Below are 21,838 nucleotides of genomic sequence, written 5' to 3'. Positions count from 1 at the left end.
CATTAGCTTTTAATGACGTTGTTGGTGATCATGCGCCGCTCAAGTATAGGCAGCTCTTTGGTTTTTTGTGCATTGGGGGGCAGGTCTAGCAGCCCTAACTTGTACCAGGCGGACGGCACCTGAGCGGATTGCAGGGTTGCCCAAAGCTGCTGGTTCTCTTCTACTGTGGGCGAGTGCAGGACAAAGCTGAATCTAAACTCGTTGAGTTTATCCAGCCCATTTTCAGGTGCATATTGCGTCAATGAGGCATGTGACACATTGCTCTCGGTAAATAGCGGCTTCACATGGAAAAATCGCATGGCTCTTCCCAGCATTAATAATGCCTGGCTGTAAGAAGTGTGCGTAGCAGTCAGCAATATCAGTAAATTTAAAGAAAGGGGAGGTGTTTGATAAATTGTGCCTGATGTATCCCTCGAAGGCAGGTTTGTATTCCTGTCACTCGAGTCTTGTTGGATATTCACCAGCGTCAGGTTAAGGCATTCCTCTGTCGCTGACTCTGCACCGGGTTGCGGCAGGAATTGCTCTGAGGAAATATTGCGTAGCCCCGCGGGCGCATGATTCGCATTGATACCGTACGTTTCTGTCAGGTGATGATTCAGCTCATTCACAATGATGGTCATGGCATGCGCAATCATGGCGGTCTCACTTTGACTATTTCAAGCCATTATAGGACGGTTAGCCGATGCGCGCGATAGTTAAGCTTTCACGTTATGAAACCTGGGTCTTACCCGCCCAGGCCTGATGCCTGACTGAAGCCTGGTGATGTGCGTGAGCCTGATGATGCGCTGCCCATGCAGTGTTGAATTCAAAAATCCATTGAATGCAGGTGGTGGTGTATTGACCATCATGAGTCACCCGGATCGAATGGTAAACAATCCTGGCACATGGCTGAGAAAGAATTGGATTGCGAAACAAATCTTGCCCAGCATTTTTGAAGCTCGACGTTTTGAAGCGCTACAAATTAAATGCCCATAGGAATGTCAAAATTCCTATGGGCAAGTGTTGCTCTTAGATAGAGAGTTGTAAGTCTTTTCGATCTAAGTATTCATTGCTGCTTAGTTAGCAACAACGATTTCATTTTTAACAGCTGTTACGCCTTTTACGCTCTTAGCAATTTTTTCTGCTTTTTGTGCTTCAGCTTTTGATTTAGCATTGCCTGTCAGTTGTACCAGGCCATTGCTGTCAGTTTCAACACTGATGTCAGTTGCGCTTACTACTTTGTCTTTAGCAAAAGCAGCTTTTACTTTAGTTGTGATTACTGAATCTTCTACTTTAGTACCCAGTGAATCACCGTCAGCAGCAAAACCAGCCAAAGGCAAAGCCAAAGCACTTACCAGCAATAATGATTTGATTGTATTTTTCATGATGTTTCCTTCTTGAGTGGATTTAGGAGGTTCCATTATTAAAAAATCATGTCATGGCGTGAATACACCTTATTCTGATAGTGACGTAGGAATGGGCTGACTTTACGCAGGTTTGATTGCAAGTGAAACTGCCTGTATTCTTGCCGGGTATGGTTCGCAGGCTCACCTGCATTTCCTTTGGTTAAAAACTCACACTATGCAACTGCATTTTTTTTCGGCGCTAGCCATGTTTATCAGCGGTTACGCGCCACTCGGCCTGATCCTGGTGATTAAGGACTTGAATGAAGATTCATTCTATTTTGAGCACCCGATGCGTGCGCTCGCGATTTTTGTCATCTTTGCCTTAAGCGCCGTATTTGCCCTGAGTGCCGCACGCAATATCAGGCAGGGCGTGCCGGTGAAGATTACCAAAGTATCCAATAAATCGGCGGATATGTTCACTTACACCATCCCCTATATGATGTCGTTTTACAAGTTTGACTTAGGCGACTGGAAACTGTTGCTCTGCCTGGCAATCTTCTTGAGCCTGATGTTTGTGCTGTCATACCGCACACAAAATGTGTTCGTTAACCCGGTGCTGGCGCTGGCTGGGTACGGCCTGTATGACTGCCAGTTCAAGGATGGCGCGCAGGAGCGACAGGGCCTGCTGCTGTCAAAAACGCATTTCCAGGTCGGCGATTACTGCGCGATCAAACGGCTTTCCAATTTAATGTACTTTGTCACTCATGTTGAAGTCACGAAGGATGCAGGCGAAGGAGAATCCCAGTGACGACTAACGTGAAACAAACGCTGCAAACCCTGCGCACCAGTGATTTCAAACATTGGGTGACCACCTTCTGGCTGGTAAAAAGAAAGCTCAGCCAGCAACAGGCAAAGTATTCGGTTTTAAAGGTGGATACCGATAGCAAACTGGAGCTAAAGCTCAAAAACGCAGTCACCGAAAAGATCCTCGACCAGGACTACCAACTGGACGATTACGACTTCCTGACTGCTGACCAGGACAAGGGCTTGCTGACCATTGCCTCATCCGATACCGATGTCATGCTGATCCAGGCTGAGATTGAAAAAGGCACTGCCAACGCCAAGGTCGAGCAATATGAGCAATTGCTGGATGCATGGGCAATGGTGATCAAACTCGAGCACCAGGATAAAGCCATCTATGCATACCGGAAAATCAATAAATTCAATAATGCGACCAGGCTGTCGCATGTGTCGTTTATCCAGTTTAAAGACCAGGAACTGAAAGACCTGGATGAAAAGGAAATCTTCACCATAGATACCCAGGTGGATTTTTTTACCTATGATGGCACCACTTTCATCGCCAATAAAAAAGAGTTTGAAAGCACGCTGAATTTCCGCGCCGGTATGGAGAAAAACCGCGATGTGGTATTGCAGGAATTTGTCGATTTAAAAATATTCAGCGATGCTGCCTTGCTAAAAGAACATATAGGCGCCAACCTGAATTACCTGCGCAAAGTGTCTTCGATACAGAAAAGCGGTTACTACAAAGATGCCAAATTCATGGAAGAACTGGTCAAGGTCAACCAGCTGAAAAACTGGGGGCTGCAAGTCGAGAACGGCGCGATTGTGATCAATGAAACATCGATAGATCTGGTGCTGACCTTGCTGAATAACGGCCGCCTTGAGTCGCCGATTAATCACGAAATCTTTGACGCAGCCGTCAAGAAAAAAGTCTCTTAACTTTCATTACCGCCGGTTTCTTCCGGCTATCTAAGCATGCAATTACACTACCAAACCACAGGCGAAGGCCAGCCACTTGTCCTCATACACGGCCTGTTCGGCTCAGCCGATAACTGGGGCATCATCGCTAAACATTTCGCGCAGCACTTTCAGGTGATCAGTATCGATCTACGCAACCATGGCCGCTCCCCGCATAGTGAGTCGCAAACCTATGCTGACATGGCAGATGACCTGCTGGAGTTATGCAATGCCTTAGGTCTGGAACAGGTCTGTTTACTCGGTCATTCTTTAGGTGGCAAGGTCGCCATGCAATTTGCCACACAGTACCCGGATCGGGTGAGTAAGTTGATTGTTGTGGATATGGCGATGCGCGCTTATGCCGATGAACACACGCATTTGATCAACGCCATGATGACCGTAGACTTAAGCCATGCGGAGTCACGTAATGATATTGATCGCGAATTAAAGGCACCGATCAGCAACCTGATGGTACGCCAGTTTTTACTGACTAACCTGGTAAAAGTAGAGGGGCAGTTACAGTGGCGGATCAACTTGCCAGCCATTAAAAATAACTACCCGAAATTTCAGGCTGCACTCTTAGCGCACTTTGCAAAGCCCAGCCTGTTTATTCGCGGTGAGCGTAGCCATTACGTAAATGAGAGTGATGTGGCCGAGATTCACAGCCAGTTTCCAAACGTTGAGATTATCAGCTTGCCGACGGACCATTGGGTGCATGCTGAACAACCACAGTTATTTATACAAACAGTAGGGCGTTTTTTAAGTTAGTGATTCTTTAATAGCGATGAAATCAGGCTACTACAAAGGTATGTTTGGTTAAAGGTGCGTTTTATCTAGCTTTGGGTTGCTTGTTGTGAGTGCTGCTTGATTTGGCTGGCCAAATGATCGATAAATGCACGTACTACGGGTGGCAATCCGCGTCGTGTAGTAAAAACAATGTGCAGAATACCCAAGGTCGTTTTCCATTCCGGGAAAACCCTCACCAGTTTGCCGCTTTTCAGTGCTTGGCTACAGGTATGGTCGGGGAGTAGTGCAATCCCTATGCCTGCAATGGCTGCCTCCCTCACGGTTGAAAAATCCACACAGCTCAATACCGGTTCATGCAAGATTGATTTTGTACCCAATGCCACATGATGGAATTGCCATTCGATGGCATGATTTTGATCTGATGTAGCAATGGTCGGCAAGGTAGATAAACTGTCCAGGCTGGATTGATCTATCTTGCTGGCCAAAGCCGGCGAAGTCACTAGAATGCGCTCGGAATGACCAAGTGTCCTCATCACTAAAGAGCCATCGCTATCCAGTACCGTCCGCACCCTGATGGCGATATCGATTCTGTCCTCTATCAGGTTCACCGGATTGTCACCCGCCACCAGCTGTAATCTGGCCTGAGGGTAGGCCAGGAGAAATGAGGAGAAAACGGGCGCTAGTGTTTCATACAAGCCTAGCGGGCAACTACAACGTACCAATCCTTTCGGTTCACTGAGGGACTCAGAGACAATCGAATCCGCCTGTTCAACGTCGAGCATGATCACTTTGCAACGCTCATAAAACGATTGCCCGATTTCGGTCACGCGGAATCGCCTGGTAGACCGTTCGATCAGTCGAACGCCTAATCTTTCTTCCAGCAAGCCGATTCTTCTGCTGATGGTCGATTTAGGGATACGCACGCGTCTGCTGGCGGCGGCGAAACTCCCTCCACTCACCACCTCGGCAAATAGAATGTAATCATTGATATCACGCATATTGGCTCATTTTTGGAACAATTAATCTCATAAAAGCAGTCTAGTGCATTTATTGGCTCACTGGCAATATTCAACCCATGCAGTCACGTGAATTAATTACTTAAGGAGAAACAGTATGTCAGGTAAATTTGAAAACAAAGTCGTTGTCGTTACCGGTGGCACTAGCGGTATCGGTCTTGCCACAGCGAAACACTTTTCCAACGAAGGCGCGAGTGTATACATCACTGGCCGCAGGCCAGCAGAACTGGAAGCCGCAATCAAAACGATAGGCGGCAAGATAAAAGGCATTCAGGCCGATATGTCTAAACTGGCGGATATTGACCGGCTCTATGATGAAGTCCAGCAAGATCACTCCCAGATTGATGTGATATTTGCAAACGCTGGTGGAGGCAATATGTTGCCATTGGGCGCGATTACCGAAGAACACTATGAAGATATTTTTGGCCGGAATGTAAAAGGCGTGATTTTCACCGTACAGAAAGCATTGCCTTTGCTAAAAGATGGCGCGTCCATCGTATTGACTGGCTCAACTACCAGCGTAAAAGGCACCGCGGCGTTTAGTATTTACAGCGCATCAAAAGCTGCCATTCGCAATCTTGCCCGCAGCTGGATATTGGACCTGAAAGACCGTGGTATTCGTGTCAATGTGGTCAGCCCTGGCCCGATCAAAACCCCTGGCCTGGTAGAACTGGCGGGTGATGACCCTGCACAGCAGCAAGGGCTGCTGGATTATCTGGGTTCCCAGGTTCCTATGGGCAGAGTAGGTAACCCTGAGGAAGTGGCTAAAGCTGTCGCGTTTCTTTCATCACCTGATGCCAGCTTTATCAACGGTATCGAGCTCTTTGTCGATGGTGGTCAGGCGCAGATTTAATTTAAAGGTTGACCAGAAGTTGACCAATGAAAACGGCTTCCCATGGAAGCCGTTTTTGTCATGAGTGAGGGTAATGTCTGTTTTACTTCGCCCTGAATTTCCTGATCTTATGCCGGTTGCCGCAGGTCGCCATGCTGCACCATCTGCGTTTATGTCCTTTTGTGGTGTCGTAGAACCACAGCACGCAGTCGTCGCTTTCGCACTTTCTGATCAATGCCAGATCACCCAGCGCAATCAGGTCGCACACTGCATCGGCAATCAATCCTATTAATGCCTCGGTTGAATCAAGGACTATCCGTTGCTGGCTAGCAAACCCGCCGACTTTCTCAACCAGTTGCTGGTAAGACTTAAACTGTGAGAGGGCTTTGTTTAAGTGATCGAACTCTTTTTTGGCTAACTGATGATTGCTTAAATAGCGCTGCAAAATAGCTCGCAATTCCAGCACGCCAGCCAGCAAATCGCCATTCAATGCTTTGGCAGCTATCGCAGGTTTCAGCATAAACGTCTGCTCCACCCAGGTGATCACCGCTGCATCATCCTGCAACCGGTCCGTGAGCACGCCATTGACCATCTCTTGCGTGTTGATCAGCTCAAGCGCGCAATGCCCGCCCACAGAGGTATTCAAATATTTCAAATCAGCCATAGTGTTGTGTCAGCAAGCCAGCACGAGGCTGGCTTGTAATCTAAAAGTTATTTAATGTGCTTAACTATTTAATGTGTTTATCTAGAAACCTTACCGTTTGCGCCGCGATCTCACGCCAATGTGTTTCCAGCGCAAAGTGACCAGTATCGTATAAGTATACTTCAGCCTGCTTGTTATCCCGTTTATAAGCTTCCGCCCCGGCAGGGATAAAGAACGGGTCATTCTTGCCCCACACGGCTAACAACGGTGGCTGGTAATCCCTGAAGTATTGCTGGAATTTCGGGTACAGCGCCACATTGCTGGCATAGTCCAAAAACAGGTCTAGCTGGATTTCTTCATTCTCTCCGCGCGCCATCCAGGCAGAATCAAGCGTATAGGTTTCCGGGGCGACCAGGCTGGTGTCTTTTACGCCATGTGTATATTGCCAGGCTAATCCCAGCGGTTTTAAAAACTGTCTCAACGCCTCGCGGTTTTCCAAAGTCGGGTCTTTCCAGTACTTTTTGATCGGGTCCCACGCATTGCCCAACCCGGCTTCATACGCATTGCCGTTCTGGGTCACAATCGCCGTCACCCGTTCAGGATGCGCCAACGCTAAACGCAAACCCACCGGTGCGCCATAATCAAATACCTGTAACGCATATTTACTAAGGCCAAGCTTTTGCGTAAAGCCATCCATCACCTCGGACAGATGTTTAAAACTGTATTCAAACTTGCTCCTGTCAGGCGCTTCGGTAAAACCAAAGCCAGGCAAATCAGGCGCAACCACATGATATTTTTCAGCCAATACCGGGATGATATTGCGGTACATAAATGAAGAAGTAGGGAAGCCATGCAGCAAGATGATCGTAGGCTTTTTAGGGTCGCCCGCTTCACGGTAAAAGATCTTCGTGTCTTGCACATCGGTTTTCAGATATTTGATTTCAACAGCTTGATGCAGCTGCTCAGCCGCTTGAGCAGCTTCTGTTAAGCCAAATGTAAAAGTGGATAGGGTTAAAAATAAACCTGATAACAAATGACTCTTCATGTTCATTCCTTTCGTGAGTTTTGAATTTAGTAACCTTTAATATTTAATTTAAAGAGTTACATTGGTGCGAATGATTGCATGAAAAATGTAACCTGTCAATTTAATTTTAAGAGGTTACTTAAATTGGTAGTCATGACCTGTAGTGACTAAAACCTAAGCTACTAGGTTAACTAGAACGAATGAGGGGAAAAGAGGTTAAGCAAAAGCAGATTGTGATAATTGATTAGCTGAGAAACTAGTTGTATTCTTCGATGATAAAAATCGTTGGATCACGTAGTGATTTGATAATAATTTAATAATAAGGATAAAAATAAATGTCTCGTCTCAGCTCTAAGTTTAACTACCTCATCGTTGTTGTCACTGCTTTATTACTCGCCAGTTGTGCTTCTGTAGATCTAATGAATCAGAAGTTAGCGCAATCCACAGCGCCGCAAGCATCAAGCATTTCTGATATGACATATACGCCTTTAAAAACAGGTGTAGAGCAATCCATTTTGTTTGGCGAACAAACACCGACATTCCAGTTTCCACATGGCAAAGGCTATTATGCAGCATACGAGCTAACTGAAACCGGTCAGCCACGGTTGGTTAAAGTTAAAACATACTTGAGTGCCAGTTATTTACCTTCAGCCTCAATCCTGGTGCCGAATTTATTGGTGCTGGATAAAGATAAACAACAGATTGGCAAGATCGAAAACTACCGTATTGAAACCGATTCGAATTTCTTTACCGGTATGACTTATTACGCCGACTTGCCTTTGCAAGCTAACGCAGCTTATTTGGTTGTTTATGCAGCCCCTACACATTCTGAAAATATTTATGTGTATTCAGAAAATGGTACTCAATATGCATTGCCACTAGCGCCTGCAGGCAAGCTAAACATTACTGCTGGTCAATTGCAGCCATTGGATACCGACTTCTCAAAAGTAACCATAACAGATTCATACCAAGCGCATGATGCAGAAAAGTCTGACTTCTTTTATGTTGAAAGCATCGATGGTAAGTCCATCAAGAACAGCCTTCAGCGGTCAGTTGAGTTAAATCGCGGAAAAGGTTTTCGACTGGACCCATACATCATCGACAGACAAGTGCCAGCAAATAAACAAGTGAAATTAACTCTTGCGGCAAAAACGCAATACGGTGCGCCTATCCAGGAGCTATTTGGCAAGGTTTATCAGGTTAAAGGGGAAATCACATTCACCCCTGAAAAAGATAAAAAATACAGAGTTGTGGGTGAACTAGGAGAAGGTTCTTCATCGGTATGGCTTGAAGACGAAGCAACTCATCAAGTGATTGATAAAAAGATTCAAGGTATTGGTAAGTAAGTTTTGAGATTGTCATCGTAAAGAGGGCAGGCTATGAAGTTACAACTACTGGCATTTTTTAATGGCATACCTCAGTTTGTTCTAGTGTCAGTTTTAATTGTTCTAATCCTGCTGTTCTTTAGAAAGCAACTTTTTACGGCACGGACTCCAACTGGGAGCAAGCGGAAAGATGAAGCGTGGCCGTTTTATGCTAAGCAATTGTTATCACAACCAGAGCAAATACTTTTCCATCGCCTGGTAAAAGCGTTACCAGAGCACATCATCTTGGCACAAGTGCAAGTTTCTCAAGTGCTAGGTGTGCATAAAGGATTTAATTTTTATGAGTGGAACAATCGTATTAATCGACTAAGTTACGATTTTGTAGTTTGTAAAAAAGACGGCACTGTCCTGGCGGTTATTGAACTAGACGATAAATCTCACGATAGTGCAGAGCGTATCGAGGCTGACAAAAGAAAAGATAGAGCAACTGTCGCAGCTGGAATTGAAATGATTAGATGGCACGTGAAATCGATGCCTGATGGCGATGTTATTAAAGATGCATTTGCTTTGTTGCCAGTTTCACAAAGTTTTAAACAAAGCAGTAATCCATAGAAATCATATCTAACATCAAGGTTTGAGAGTATATGGGGCAACTGCATTGGGATTGTGAAATGCAATATCGAAAGTGCGTTTGAGTTATGAGGTCAGATAACTTTCGCAATAGCTAATAGTTTTTCACGACGTGAGTCTGGTAACTGGTTGGGTGTACAAGCGTAAATAGCTACGTCTAGCAGCTGTTCCAGTTGATGTTGAATTTTGCCAATGTCTTCCGGCATGAATTCATAGGTGCGGTCGACGACAATTTCCAGGAATGTTTCATCTAGATCATAACCGTGTAAATCGTTGAGAAGTATGCGAGGGAATAAAGCGTGATTTTTCTCAACGATCTGGATGATTTCCAGGCGCTTTGATTTTATTTTTGCCGAAAGCTTCATTCTCAGTGGTTACTTGATCAAATCAATTTGTAACCTTATATGATGTAGCGAGCTCCAAAATGTTCATTTTTTGGAAGCTTATTGCTGGATGAAGACCCTAACGATCTGGCGATGGCCACCACTTGGGCAGTAGTTTTTTAATTTTGGATTGGTTATATCGGTCATCCATTAAGTGAATCACGCCAATATCATTGGTGGTGCGGATCACCCTGCCGGCTGCCTGGACAACTTTCTGCAACCCGGGATAGAGGTAGGTGTATTCATAACCCAGGCCAAATATCTTTTCCATTCTCAAGCGCATTTGCTCGTTCACATCATTGAGTTGTGGCAGTCCTAAGGTGGCAATAAAAGCGCCGATTAATCTGTCACCCGTTAAATCAATCGCCTCACCAAACGAACCACCTAACACGGCAAAGGCAATGCCTTCAGAAGTGAGCGTGAAGTCATTCACAAATTGCTGTTTATCCATTTCCGACATCACCCTCAATTGGGAGCGCGTGGGAATGTGGGGATATATACTATTGAACAGGGATTGCACATCGTTCAGGTAATCAAAACTGCTTAAAAACAGTATGTAGTTGCCAGGCCGCTCCATGAATTGCTTTGCCACCAGATGCACAATTGGCTCATGTGAGGAATGGCGCTCTTTGAACCTGGTTGAAATATGCCTGGCTACTTTCACTTTCAATTGCCTGGCATCAAAAGGGGATTCCACATCCACAAAGCTGGTATTTTCAGGCATGCCCAGCATGTCATTAAAAAATGAGGAGGGGCTTAATGTGGCTGAAAACAGTGTATTTGAATTGGCAGCCTGGAAACGGGGGGTTAAATGCTTTGCAGGGATCACATTGCGGATGCATAGCGTGGCGTCTTGCTGAAACAGGCCAACGCTTGTTTCGGTTTTAGTGATATCGAATAGGGAGTGATCCCCAAATGATTCAGCCAGGGTGGAAAACTGCAAAGCATCAAAATAGAAGTTGAGTACGTTGGCATCATTGAAGGTGGGATATTCCGCAAGGTAATCGGTGATTTTCGAGATCACGCGTTGTAATGCATCTTCAAACTCTTCCGGGATATATGCATACACTTCATAACGCACCGTCTGGCTACGGTTTAATACAATCCAGCTGATATTCAGTTTTTCCAGCACACCTTTTAACGACTTGGGCGCTTGGGCCAACATTTCGTTGAAAGCGCCATAATTCAATTCTGCACTATACATTTTGCGTGACCGCTCGATCATGTTGTGCGCTTCGTCAACCAGCACACTAACTTTCCATTCATTGAGCACAGTGCCCGCATACAGCAAGGCGTGCAGATCAAAATAGTAGTTGTAATCACCAACCACCACATCACTCCAGTTCGCCAGATCCTGCGATAGGTAATACGGGCATACCTGGTGTTTAAGCGCGATCTTTCTGATGGTGCTTTTATCCATCATATTCAGTTTAAGCGCCTCATTCCTGGCTTTGGGCAAGCGGTCGTAAAAACCATTGGCCAATGGGCATGACTCGCCATGACAGGATTTGTCCGGATGCTCGCAGGACTTCTCGCGGGAGGTTAATTCCAGTGTCCTGATGGGTAAGCCAGGATTGGTTTTTTGAATCGTTCGAACAGCATTCAAACCCAGCTCACGGCCGGATGATTTGGCAGTCAGGAAAAAGACCTTGTCCAGTTTGGCTTCTGGCATGGCTTTTAATAAGGGAAAGATGGTGCCCAGTGTTTTTCCTATGCCTGTGGTTGCCTGAATCAACTGGTGCCGTTGCTTCATGGCTGATTTATACACGGACTCTGCCAGCACTCTCTGCCCGGTCCTGAATTCAGGATACGGGAAGTTGAGGCTTGATAACTCGCTATTCCTGCTGGCTCTATGTGCCAGTTCCTGCTCCGCCCACACCAGTAATTTGCCGCACAATGACTCAAAGAATGCTTGCAGGGTATCTGCCGAATATTCTTCAACCAGCAGCGTTTCCTCTTTGGAAGTCACGTTGTAATACACCAGGGCCACGTTGATGGAGGGAAGCTCTTTCTCCATACACATCAAATGCGCATACACCTTGGCCTGCGCCCAGTGCAGCAACCTGTGGTTCTCAGGCATGCGGTCCAGGTGCCCTTTATAGGTTTTCACCTCTTCCAGCTGGTTGAGCTCGGGGTCATAGCCATCCGCCCGGCCACGCACAAAAATATTCTGGTATTCACCGGTGAGGGTGATCTCAGTCTGGTAGTAATGCTCTCGACGGTAAGCCACCGCCAAATGACCAAGCATGCCTTCTATGGCAGTGGGGGAGGGCGTGAAGCGTTGATCCAGGCTGCCGGTTTTGGCAGTCAGCTCACACAGTGTGCGCACAGAGATCACATACTTAAAGATGGCTTTAAGATCTTCTGAGATTGCTAAGTTTTCGACTAACTTAATGGCTGGCCTACTTTGGGGGATTAAGTGCTTTAATGATCAGCGTGTGTATCAAGGACCAGAGGCAGATCCATTTCAATTCTTGCCAGTCTTTGCGCCATTTTGATCGTGGACTCGTCGAACAGGCTGATGTCAGTATCTGCGAGCGATATTTGCCTGTATTTTTCCAAAGCACGCTCAAAAGGTGACTCTTTGATGAAGGCAATCAATTCAGAGTACCTATCTCTTTGTCTGGTGTCTTTGGGATGGTTGTGTTCGCTGTAGATATTTTCCAGATGCATGGAAAAACAGGCAATAAACTCTAATTCAAAACTGTTGGTGATTTCCATGCGGGTACTGACTTTGAAATATATTTAGATTAATTCAATCTCACTATTCTAAAGCTTTTGGGTCTAGTGTAGGGTTTAAGATCGTCGTCAGAAGTCATTGAATATTTAGCAGCAAATGCATATCTGGTTAAGCAAATTGCACAAATAAAAACGGCTCCCATTTCTGGAAGCCGTTTTTGTATCTGGTGGGAAAGAGGGACTTGAACCCTCGACCCCAGGATTATACTAAGCTATTGATTTATATAGGCCGGAACTGAGCTTGGTGGTGTGAATTTAAAAATGTATATCACCTTAAAGCATAACTTAATTTTCGTATGTGGTGTTATAAGTCCATCACTGATTTGAATGGATTGAACTTATTCTCAAGTGTTATGCTTACTCAATAATTTTAAGAATAACAAAAAGGAAATGTATGAAGTATTGGTGGGTAAGCCAGGGGCAAACTTATAAGCAAGAGGTCTATGAAGGGTTCATGTGGTCTCCTAAATATAGTAAAAATGGTAGACATAATCAATTCTTTGACAACATGACCAAAGTTGAACCTGGCGACGTTATTTTTTCATATTTTAATCAGGCCATTAATGCAATTGGTATAGCGCAGTCGCGAGCTAAATCAGAACCAAAACCTCAATTCGGTAAAGTCGGAGCGAATTGGAGTAATGAAGGATGGCTTGTTGATGTTGAATTTAGTTTGGTTGATGCCCCATTAAGTCTGAGTAAACACATGGATACTTTAGCATCAACTCTACCATCCAAATACTCGCCAATTAAAGTGAATGGAGATGGTAATCAAGTTTACTTATGCTCTTTGCCGGTTCCTATGGCTAACGAACTGAAACGGTTATTAAATGGTCAGGTTGAGGGTGTATTAGCTAAGCACGACGCCATTGATACGGTTGATCAAAACGTTAATCTTGATGATGAGGAGGAAAAGTTACTTGCTAGTCGGACTGATATTGGAGAAAGGTTTAAGCTTCAATTAATAAAGGCTCGGCGAGGGCAAGGGTTATTCCGTAAAAATCTTTCTGATGTGGAGTCCGTATGTAGGGTCAGCGGAGTAACAGTTGCAACTCATTTAATTGCCAGTCATATTAAGCCATGGAGAGATTCAACTGATGAAGAGAAGATTGACGGAAATAATGGACTTCTTCTATCTCCGCATGTGGACCATCTATTTGATAGAGGCTACATAACTTTCTCTGATAACGGTAAAATGATTGTTTCTAGTGAGCTGTCCGATGGTCTTTTAAAACATTGGGCCATTGAGCCTACTAAACATTGTGGAGAGTTTAATGATTTTCAAAAAGAATATATGCGTTATCACAGAGATAATATGTTTAAAAAATGACTGATACTTAAAGTTAAGAAGTCCTATTATCAGATGTGCATTAAGCACTCTCCAAGACCGCCACTATTTAAGTTGCTATTACTAGATATGTTTAACTAGATAGTGCGTTGGTGAACGTCCTATATATGCTTTATCAATATTTATTATTGCAGTTCTTTGTAATGCTGTGCGCTGGTGACAGTTGTCCAATCCTTATATGACAATTCAGCCAAAATTGTGACATTTGTTATGACATTTACCCTAAAAATGTGACATTTCAGAAGCTGAGAGCTTAGAAAAGTGACATTTTAAACATAATTGTCTACTTAAAATGTCACGTATCATAGGGTATGCAGCGGTGAAATGTCACCCAACTGTCATACAAGTGTCACCCTAAAATAGTGGTTAAGAGAAGTGTGGATAAGTTGACATGAAAGCGGGTCAGTGTGTGTACGTGATATAGCAATAATACTCACGTTATAAAAAGAAGAAGTCTCAATAGAAACACGATTGATTGGTAAGGTATCGTGATTAAATTTTCCTGGATTTTTGAAATTGTCCTTATACATCCAAGATGCCAAGGCTATACTTCAGTCCAGGTGCAAGCGGAGCTATAAATTCTCTGATTGTTCATGGCATGCCAAATTGAAGGTTGCCATGCAAGCTCGCCAGCAATTGTGAATCTTTCATAATCATTGAGTCTGTTATAAACATCTTCAGTAATCCAAACTCTTTCCGCAGTCAGTGATGTCAATTTAGCAGCATAATTTGCTGCTCTTCCTATCCAAACAATATCCGAATCTCCACGAACGCCAGTACGGGCAGCATGAAGTGGGCTTGTATCGATGCCTATGACGTGTTTTACAATGGTATCACTGGTCGGATATTGTTTAACTAGAGCAGGGTTGATGATGTACTCAACTGCGTAACTTATTTTAAACGCAGCTCTTACTGCGTGAGTGTTCTTACCATCGCCCGTGAATACTGCCATGATGCGATCCCCATCATAGGCTGTGATTATTCCGCTTTCACTTCGGATAATTAACGCTGCGCAACGTAAGTAATTTTTATAAACTTCAGCACTGAAATACCAAGGCATGCTATCAACCATTGATGTAGAACCATCAAGATCGGCATACAGCACTGTTGCAGTTTCAAGGCTTTTCGCATGATTTGAGCCTAGTGTTAGATCTACTGGTTCAGGTACACTGGTTGTTTGTTGCACATCCCAAAGATCAGAGAAAGTAGCACTGACAAGAGCTTTAAGATCATCCTGTAGACTCATTAATTATCTCAAATCATTAAATTAATAATAGGATTGCCACAGACCAAGGAATCGAACTACAAAAAGTCCATTCAATACTTGATCGTACCCAGGCATGTTTTAAATTGGCAATCTCAGCGTTTCGATGTATCTGTGTCGTTAGATCTTGGAGAAAAGTTGCATCGTTGAGTTTTTCAAAAGCTGCATTAAAACTAGCCACAGGAACGGTAACAATTCGGCCAAAATAAATATTTGAACGTATAGGACCTGAAATTCTGGGCATGGCAGCAACCGCAGCACAGGACGCGGCGGAGATTAGACTTCCGTAAGCCAAAGCAACAAAGAGGTAGGCAGCGCTTGAACGATTGACCATATCAGCTGTGCTATAGGTAGCAGCTAACCCACCAAACATAGCAATTTGAATAGTTAAAACGATTCCAGTTTTAACATCGGCTGCAGCAATCCAACTCAACATTCGCTCAAGTAGCCATTTGGCATCCTCAATTCTATTTCTGATATCTTGCATATTTAGTAAAACTTTCTACAAGTAGAGGTTAGTTTATCTATAAATATGCAAAGATTGTAAACTATGTAGGAATTCCTGTATGTCTAGGTTGATATTGAACTAAGCATGACTCTTATAAAGGAAGTAGGATGGCCAAGAAAATAGTAATTAATCGTTTGAAATCAAATGCCAGAACACTTGTTGAGCAATCATTGCCGGCATTTGACAAGCTTGATGGGGAGTTTCCTGATTCTGCTGAAGGCTTGTCTTTTGATGATGCAAAAAAAACTGCGAACCATATTAAGGATGTTTTAAATCAGCTGCTCTTAAATGATAGTTGGGATGAGTTTTCATGGACAACTCTAAACTCTGTGGACTCGATGCTTGCAAATTTGAATACCTCGTTTGTGGCTTTCAACGGTAATAAGAATCCCCAGGATTTTGTAAATTTTGCTTCTCACTTGGATTCTGTTGATTATCACTTAAGAATATATCACATGGTATCTTCAGCGTTTGGTAGTTTAACTTCTGAGCGGAATACTCGAACCATAAGTGCTGAACTTGATGATGTAGGCACAGCCAGAGCAGCATACGACCAGCTTAATAAAGAGGTTGAGGCATTGATTGCTCCCGCTGTCGCTGGCTCGTTATCTCAAGCATTTACTTCGCGAAAAACAACTCTACTATATGGTCGGATAGTTTGGGGGCTTATTGCGTTAATTGCAGGTAGTTATTCGATTACTGCTACTTATTCATTTACTGGTGAAATAGGTGCAGCCATTTTAATGCCAAATGAACATGCTATTACCTCCCAGATTTTGTGGGCATCAATTGCGATACGCTCAATAGTGTTGTTCCCACTGTATGCAGCATTTGGTTTTTCTTTTTCACAATATAGAAAAGAACGAGACTTTGAAGAAGAATACGCACATAAAGCAGCGGTAGCTACATCACTGCCAAATTATGGTGATCTTACACGCGAACCTGCTGTGCGTGACCAAATCGTAACTGGCGCAACAAATGTTATTTTCACTGCGCCCACAAGCAATAATAATCAAGATCGATCTGATGCCGTGCTTGGCTCAGTGAAAGAGCTATTTGATTCTGTAGCAAAGGTGATTCCTAAGAAGGGAGATTAATTGAATTTTGGGTTGCTTATTAAAGAGATAAACATGTTGTCGCTGAGGTCATCTTGAAACTCTATTCAATTAGGCTTAACAATATTATTCGATGGAATATCGATACAAGCGATCCAGTAAGTTGGACATTTTCAACCGTCCAGGGCGGCTATATATTGAACCCGTTGGCTGCTGTTGACTCAATCGAAATTCCCACCACATTTGAACTTGGTAATGATCAATTCCATGTAATAACGAATTATTTGCTCTTGGCTTTAGAAAAAGAAATGAGTATGCGAGAGCTAGGACCAATGGTTGATAGTTGGCTCAGAATTGCTCGCATATCGTCTAAACAGCCTGCGCTACCTCTAAGTAGTATCGCAGTATCTGTCGCTGATCTCGAGTTTGAAAACGTAAAATTAAGAGCCACTCCTGTAGGTGGCTTTCGTAAAGGGATCTTATTTGGTGAACACAACGTTAAGACTGCAATGAATGCTGCGGCTATGCAGCTAATGGCTAACCTTACAAACTTAGACGCAGTCCCTCTGTTTCATGAGCTGATATTAGACGCTATAAATGCCCATATGAACTATCGGTATAGAGATGCCATACTTTATTCTGCATTTGCAGTTGAAAGTCTTGTACAGCATGAGTTAACTAGGCATTACGAAGAGGCGCTAGCCGCTCATGTCCCACCTGGACATCTGAATATTATGACAACAGCAATTGGCGGCGGCAGGACGTCCAAAAAAGATCCAATTTATGCATTGCTCACCGATGGCGACAACTTTCCACGATTATTGCATGAAGCTCCTCTGTATTTAATTAGGCGTTCAATGCTCATTGAAGCACCACTTCTTTATAAAAATGCAAGAATGCTTTACGCCACTAGAAATCGATTAAGTCATGGTCAAACAATTGATTCAACGGACCATACTCGCTTACAAATCAATTCAGATGGTTCAGGTAGTGCTGTCCAAATTGCGTTGGAGGTCTTTGCGTGGTTCGATATTCAAGGCTATCATTTTCCAGATGTAAGAAAAGTTAATTTAAATAGCAATTAACCTGTCTGAGTAGGGTGTACTTTAACCTGACGTCAGATTGTAACTGGCAGGGTGTCAGATTAGAGTTGGTATCCCCGTTCCTTGACACCTATCTGGCCGCGTCCTAGAGTCTAGTCTGACACATTCGTATAGGGCAGAGGCGCATGACAATTAATAGTAAAGGGCAAGCGGTTGGATACATTCGTGTTTCAACAATAGATCAAAAGACGGCCAGACAAGAGGAACAGTTATCAGGATTAAACCTGGATATACTTTTCACAGATCATGCCAGTGGAAAAAGTATTGATCGACCACAACTTCAAGCAGCTCTAAAACATCTTCGTAAAGGCGATACACTTATTATTCATTCAATGGATCGACTTGCACGCAATCTGGATGATCTGCGGAGTATGGTTAGTGATCTAACCACTAGGGGCGTGGCTGTGCAGTTTGTAAAAGAAAGCATGACATTTACCGGTGAAGACTCACCAATGTCTAAATTGATGTTGTCGGTGATGGGAGCTTTTGCTGAGTTCGAACGCTGCTTGATTAAAGAGCGTCAGCGCGAAGGCATTGCTCTTGCCAAGGCGAACGGTGTTTACACCGGGCGTAAGAAGTCATTGAGTCATGACAAAGTGACTGAGCTGGTGGCTAAAGATAGAGCCAACAACCATAAAAACAGAGCCGCATTAGCACGTGAGTATGGAGTAACCAGGGAAACACTGTATCAATACTTAAGAGCGGCTAACCCAACAAATTAAAGACTTACTGATATCCAGCCCACTCACATGCACACAACCAATGAGTGGAAAAATGGTGCTTATACGCGATATTTTGTGCTTGGCTATGGGGTAGGGAGGGTGATCAAAAGTGGCTGCTCTGCAGATGGGTTATTATGCGGCTGAATGCGACTCCAATACTGTTTGCAGAGTGATTTGTGGACTTAATATCTAACTTGAAATTTATTTCAGTATCTTTTCTTAAAGTTAAGTCATCGCTGACTATAATATAAATAGTAACCCTCTGTGCATCTGTCGGCATCCAAACGTTCTGGCACAGTTGTAAAGCCGAAGATATAGCTAACAATAGTTGTGGCTATATTTCGGCGGAGTCTATAGAGGAGGTCTGGCTTAGACTTAGCGGTGGAGTTGCCTCAAATGGGGTCTTTGTAGCCGTGCCAGTGAGATAGTAACTGTAAGCTGACCTGTGTAAGTTACGCCATCAACAGATAATACAAACGCAACACAGGAGGGACCCATACTGAAGAATTCTAGCGTTGTGTCCAGGCTCCGAACTAACCCGTTTTTTTTAAAACGGGTTAGGGGGAGTTCTGCTCCCCACCTGAAGATTAATACATATACTTAAATATATAAATACTATAAATAGTATTTATATGGGGTATTACCTGCTGTTAAAAACTGACTCCAGTATATCTTCGAGAGGCCGAAGGCCTCTCTCGATACCCTCCTTAGATAGCAGTACATAATTGTTCTTAATTTTTCCATAACGTTCTTGTTCTCCAACTCCGGCATTTCGCCCAGCGAGTGCCTCGCTGATCTCACCAGACACTCCAGCATCCTGCATTAATCTGGCAAATGTATGGCGCATGGAATGAAAGTATGTTTTTTTGCCTTTTACAACCTGGACATCTTCCGCAAGTTTAGCCAGTTCCCTACCGGCCCATTTGGTGATGTAATGACTCCATTTGTGGATGCCATCTGCTTCAACGACCCTAGCTGACCAATTTAACTCGAATGGCCGAGTCGCCCCTTTCACGGATTGTGATTTTAGGTAGTCTATAAATCCATGTTTGACCAGGGCGCTATGAATAGGCACCTTCCTCCAACTGGTCATTTTCTTGAGAGACTTCTTCTGGCTGCCATCAGAGTCCGGAGACTCGTTGAAATTGAAATACCAAATGTTATGAGCTTGATCATGTAGCAAGTCGGTCTTGATATTCACCTGGCACAGCTCTTCGATTCGACAGCCTAAGAACGCGGCGGCGATGGTAACCCACCACTTATGAGGTTCACGGCGGCTATACTTGAATGCATTCTTGAAGATGATTCGCATATCATCATTACTGAATTCTTCCCGGTCTTCATGCTGCGGAGTGACCCTAGTTGGTATCAGTGTGGATGAAGTCAGAATTCCTAGCCCTTCTCGAATTCGATGCCAGTTAACAAACGACACTACAACCTGTATGTAAAGCCCTTGTGTCGTAGTGTTTTCAATTCTCTGTTTTACATGATCAGAATATTTAACTATTTCAACTTGATTGATAGTTAATGGATTCGAGTTTTCACCAAAGAATTGCCGGGCGTCCTCGAGTTTACTTTTGTAATTTGCAATCGTATTGGGTTTTAGGTCTGCCTTAGCCCAATACAATTCAACATAGTCTTGGAATCGTTTGTGGTGGCGTTTAGACGCGCCAATAGGCTGCTCCAGCACTTCGGAGTGCTGCCTGTTATTTGAAGCGTTCAGCGCGGCTGTAACAACCTTTGTTATTGACTCAGTGTCTTCATCCTTAGCATCAGTCACTTTTAGAATTGGCTGCTTATATTCATCGAAATGAAGTTCAAAGCCATAAGATATTCCAACTAGATCGTCTTCTTTGTTTTTATTTTTCATATTTCTGATATGTTCAAAAATTCTGTCAGCCTGGCTAGCAAGACTACGGGCCAAGATGACGGCATGTCTTTTGCAAGTTGTCTTGAGTGATTTTAGAAGTATATTGTGACTGAAATTGTGTTTCAAATCATTTGGGATGCGGCGCCGGAAATAATAAATTGATCTATGGCGTGATTGAGTAAGGAAATTGGTAGACATGATGTGTAGCACCCTTGTGTACCACCATAGTCGGAATTAAGGCAAAAAATAAGCCACTGATCTATTAAATCAATGGCTTATATAGAATTTTGGTGGTGAAAGAGGGACTTGAACCCTCGACCCCAGGATTATGAATCCTGTGCTCTAACCAGCTGAGCTACATCACCATTTGAAAGACCGCGATTATAGCAGTTGTGTCTAGGGACGACAACAATCGTTTATAGTGTTTTCGTAGTCTTTTAAGTCAATTAAACATTGAAGCGGAAGTGCATGACATCGCCGTCCTGCACGATGTATTCCTTGCCTTCCAGGCGCATTTTGCCGGCTTCCTGCGAGCCTTTTTCACCTTTGTATTGCACGTAGTCGTTGTAGGCGATCACTTCGGCACGGATAAAGCCGCGTTCAAAGTCGGTATGGATCACCCCTGCGGCTTGCGGTGCGGTGGCGCCTTTTTTCACGGTCCAGGCGCGTACTTCCTGTACGCCGGCGGTGAAGTAGGTTTGCAGGCCCAGCAAATCATAAGCTGCGCGGATAACACGGTTGAGGCCTGGTTCATCCTGGCCTAGCTCTTCCAGGAACAGCAGTTTGTCTTCTTCTTCCAGTTCGGAGATTTCGCCTTCGATTTTGGCGCAGATAGTTACGACGGGTGCTTTTTCGGTTTTTGCCAGGGCTAATACTTTGTCCAGATGCGGGTTGTTTTCAAACCCGCCTTCAATCACGTTGGTGATGTACATCACTGGCTTGACGGTGATCAGGCAAAGCGGCTTGAGCAGGTTGATTTCATCTGCATCCAGGTTCAGTGTGCGTACGGCTTTGGCTTCGTTGAGGCATGGCAGGACTTTATCCAGCACCTTTACCAGCGCAATGGCGTCTTTGTCGCCACTTTTGGCTTTTTTGCCTTCGCGCTGCATGGTTTTTTCTACGGTTTCCATATCCGCCAGTGCCAGCTCGGTATTGATGACTTCAATATCCGCCAGCGGGTCGATTTTGCCAGCCACGTGAATCACATTGCCGTCTTCGAAGCAGCGCACCACGTGGGCAATGGCGTCAGTCTCGCGGATGTTGGCGAGGAATTTGTTGCCCAGGCCTTCGCCTTTGGAAGCGCCGGCAACCAGGCCGGCAATATCCACGAATTCAACAATCGCCGGTTGTACTTTTTGCGGCTTGACCAGGTCGATCAGCGGTTGCAGGCGGTTATCCGGCACTTCAACAATGCCGACATTGGGCTCGATAGTACAGAAGGGGTAGTTTTCTGCGGCGATACCGGCTTTGGTGATCGCATTGAACAGGGTGGATTTGCCTACGTTTGGCAGGCCGACAATACCGCATTTCATAATGGAGTGGCTTT

At 44.3% G+C, this 21,838-nt stretch carries 22 protein-coding genes and 1 tRNA gene; 10 read left to right on the top strand and 13 right to left on the bottom strand.

The features are described 5' to 3' along the window. Positions 1–2: 2 nt before the first annotated feature. Both ACFQ2T_RS05930 and ACFQ2T_RS05925 read right to left on the bottom strand, forming a co-directional pair. Positions 3–635 carry a DUF4255 domain-containing protein gene (locus ACFQ2T_RS05930; RefSeq protein ID WP_379031815.1) on the bottom strand — a complete coding sequence of 211 codons (633 nt, stop codon included), beginning with the start codon at positions 633–635 and terminating at the stop codon, positions 3–5. A 420-nt stretch (positions 636–1,055) separates the two neighbouring features. Next, positions 1,056–1,364: a BON domain-containing protein gene (locus tag ACFQ2T_RS05925; RefSeq protein ID WP_379031812.1), complete on the bottom strand. Its 309-nt coding sequence runs from the start codon at positions 1,362–1,364 to the stop codon at positions 1,056–1,058. A gap of 226 nt (positions 1,365–1,590) precedes the next feature. On the opposite strand from ACFQ2T_RS05925, the gene ACFQ2T_RS05920 reads away from it, so the two are divergent. Genes ACFQ2T_RS05920 through ACFQ2T_RS05910 form a run of 3 tightly spaced genes read left to right on the top strand, consistent with a single transcriptional unit; the run spans position 1,591 to position 3,851 of the window. Further along, positions 1,591–2,133 (top strand): hypothetical protein, encoded by a 543-nt coding sequence (locus ACFQ2T_RS05920; protein WP_379031809.1) that lies wholly within the window; start codon positions 1,591–1,593, stop codon positions 2,131–2,133. After that, complete coding sequence (locus tag ACFQ2T_RS05915) at positions 2,130–3,065, top strand: Kiwa anti-phage protein KwaB-like domain-containing protein (protein WP_379031805.1); 936 nt, start codon at positions 2,130–2,132, stop codon at positions 3,063–3,065. The genes ACFQ2T_RS05920 and ACFQ2T_RS05915 overlap by 4 nt, the downstream gene beginning before the upstream one ends. Positions 3,066–3,101: 36 nt before the next feature. Further along, a complete protein-coding gene (locus ACFQ2T_RS05910) occupies positions 3,102–3,851 on the top strand; it encodes an alpha/beta fold hydrolase (RefSeq protein ID WP_379031802.1) in 750 nt (249 codons plus the stop codon). A gap of 65 nt (positions 3,852–3,916) precedes the next feature. Here the strand turns inward: ACFQ2T_RS05910 and ACFQ2T_RS05905 are convergent, their stop codons facing one another. After that, on the bottom strand, positions 3,917–4,828 hold the full coding sequence (locus ACFQ2T_RS05905; RefSeq protein WP_379031799.1) for a LysR family transcriptional regulator: 912 nt from the start codon (positions 4,826–4,828) through the stop codon (positions 3,917–3,919). Between the two features lie 115 nt (positions 4,829–4,943). Between ACFQ2T_RS05905 and ACFQ2T_RS05900 the strand changes: the two genes are divergently transcribed. Continuing rightward, positions 4,944–5,699: an SDR family NAD(P)-dependent oxidoreductase gene (locus ACFQ2T_RS05900; RefSeq protein ID WP_379031796.1), complete on the top strand. Its 756-nt coding sequence runs from the start codon at positions 4,944–4,946 to the stop codon at positions 5,697–5,699. 82 nt (positions 5,700–5,781) lie between these two features. On the opposite strand, the gene ACFQ2T_RS05895 is transcribed toward ACFQ2T_RS05900, so the two are convergent. Together ACFQ2T_RS05895 and ACFQ2T_RS05890 are read right to left on the bottom strand one after the other, a co-directional pair. After that, positions 5,782–6,342: a CGNR zinc finger domain-containing protein gene (locus ACFQ2T_RS05895; protein ID WP_379031793.1), complete on the bottom strand. Its 561-nt coding sequence runs from the start codon at positions 6,340–6,342 to the stop codon at positions 5,782–5,784. A gap of 64 nt (positions 6,343–6,406) precedes the next feature. After that, positions 6,407–7,366, bottom strand: coding sequence for an alpha/beta fold hydrolase (locus ACFQ2T_RS05890; protein ID WP_379031790.1), 960 nt, complete (start codon positions 7,364–7,366; stop codon positions 6,407–6,409). Positions 7,367–7,680: 314 nt separating this feature from the next. Between ACFQ2T_RS05890 and ACFQ2T_RS05885 the strand changes: the two genes are divergently transcribed. After that, the gene (locus ACFQ2T_RS05885) at positions 7,681–8,691 is read left to right on the top strand and encodes a hypothetical protein (RefSeq protein WP_379031787.1); all 1,011 of its coding nucleotides are present in this window, start codon (positions 7,681–7,683) and stop codon (positions 8,689–8,691) included. Positions 8,692–8,724: 33 nt separating this feature from the next. Further along, complete coding sequence (locus ACFQ2T_RS05880) at positions 8,725–9,282, top strand: DUF2726 domain-containing protein (protein WP_379031784.1); 558 nt, start codon at positions 8,725–8,727, stop codon at positions 9,280–9,282. 92 nt (positions 9,283–9,374) lie between these two features. On the opposite strand, the gene ACFQ2T_RS05875 is transcribed toward ACFQ2T_RS05880, so the two are convergent. From ACFQ2T_RS05875 to ACFQ2T_RS05865, 3 genes are all read right to left on the bottom strand, one after another. Next, on the bottom strand, positions 9,375–9,665 hold the full coding sequence (locus ACFQ2T_RS05875) for a nucleotidyltransferase (RefSeq protein WP_379031782.1): 291 nt from the start codon (positions 9,663–9,665) through the stop codon (positions 9,375–9,377). A gap of 97 nt (positions 9,666–9,762) precedes the next feature. Further along, positions 9,763–12,012 carry an ATP-dependent DNA helicase gene (locus ACFQ2T_RS05870; protein ID WP_379031779.1) on the bottom strand — a complete coding sequence of 750 codons (2,250 nt, stop codon included), beginning with the start codon at positions 12,010–12,012 and terminating at the stop codon, positions 9,763–9,765. Between the two features lie 95 nt (positions 12,013–12,107). Continuing rightward, complete coding sequence (locus ACFQ2T_RS05865; protein WP_379031776.1) at positions 12,108–12,404, bottom strand: hypothetical protein; 297 nt, start codon at positions 12,402–12,404, stop codon at positions 12,108–12,110. A gap of 412 nt (positions 12,405–12,816) precedes the next feature. Between ACFQ2T_RS05865 and ACFQ2T_RS05860 the strand changes: the two genes are divergently transcribed. After that, the gene (locus ACFQ2T_RS05860; RefSeq protein ID WP_379031773.1) at positions 12,817–13,752 is read left to right on the top strand and encodes an HNH endonuclease; all 936 of its coding nucleotides are present in this window, start codon (positions 12,817–12,819) and stop codon (positions 13,750–13,752) included. Positions 13,753–14,314: 562 nt separating this feature from the next. Here the strand turns inward: ACFQ2T_RS05860 and ACFQ2T_RS05855 are convergent. After that, entirely contained in the window at positions 14,315–15,016 is a 702-nt protein-coding gene (locus ACFQ2T_RS05855) for an adenylate/guanylate cyclase domain-containing protein (RefSeq protein ID WP_379031770.1), read from the bottom strand. Between the two features lie 16 nt (positions 15,017–15,032). Then, positions 15,033–15,521: a Pycsar system effector family protein gene (locus ACFQ2T_RS05850; RefSeq protein WP_379031767.1), complete on the bottom strand. Its 489-nt coding sequence runs from the start codon at positions 15,519–15,521 to the stop codon at positions 15,033–15,035. A 128-nt stretch (positions 15,522–15,649) separates the two neighbouring features. Here ACFQ2T_RS05850 and ACFQ2T_RS05845 point away from each other — a divergent pair, with 128 nt between their 5' ends. The 3 genes from ACFQ2T_RS05845 (at position 15,650) to ACFQ2T_RS05835 (ending at position 18,422) form a co-directional block, all read left to right on the top strand. Next, positions 15,650–16,639: a hypothetical protein gene (locus tag ACFQ2T_RS05845; RefSeq protein ID WP_379031765.1), complete on the top strand. Its 990-nt coding sequence runs from the start codon at positions 15,650–15,652 to the stop codon at positions 16,637–16,639. Positions 16,640–16,692: 53 nt separating this feature from the next. Then, entirely contained in the window at positions 16,693–17,682 is a 990-nt protein-coding gene (locus ACFQ2T_RS05840) for a hypothetical protein (protein ID WP_379031762.1), read from the top strand. 143 nt (positions 17,683–17,825) lie between these two features. Then, entirely contained in the window at positions 17,826–18,422 is a 597-nt protein-coding gene (locus ACFQ2T_RS05835) for a recombinase family protein (RefSeq protein WP_379031760.1), read from the top strand. 640 nt (positions 18,423–19,062) lie between these two features. Here the strand turns inward: ACFQ2T_RS05835 and ACFQ2T_RS05830 are convergent. From ACFQ2T_RS05830 to ychF, 3 genes are all read right to left on the bottom strand, one after another. Beyond that, on the bottom strand, positions 19,063–20,490 hold the full coding sequence (locus tag ACFQ2T_RS05830) for a DUF6538 domain-containing protein (protein ID WP_379031757.1): 1,428 nt from the start codon (positions 20,488–20,490) through the stop codon (positions 19,063–19,065). A gap of 90 nt (positions 20,491–20,580) precedes the next feature. Further along, positions 20,581–20,657, bottom strand: a tRNA-Met gene (locus ACFQ2T_RS05825). An 81-nt stretch (positions 20,658–20,738) separates the two neighbouring features. Continuing rightward, a complete protein-coding gene (ychF, locus tag ACFQ2T_RS05820) occupies positions 20,739–21,824 on the bottom strand; it encodes a redox-regulated ATPase YchF (RefSeq protein WP_379031754.1) in 1,086 nt (361 codons plus the stop codon). Positions 21,825–21,838 lie beyond the last annotated feature (14 nt).

Origin of the sequence: Methylophilus flavus (assembly GCF_042678905.1) — a bacterium.
GTDB lineage: Bacteria > Pseudomonadota > Gammaproteobacteria > Burkholderiales > Methylophilaceae > Methylophilus > Methylophilus flavus.
Note: the sequence above shows the minus strand (reverse complement) of the source record. Positions and strands in the feature narration are given on the sequence as shown.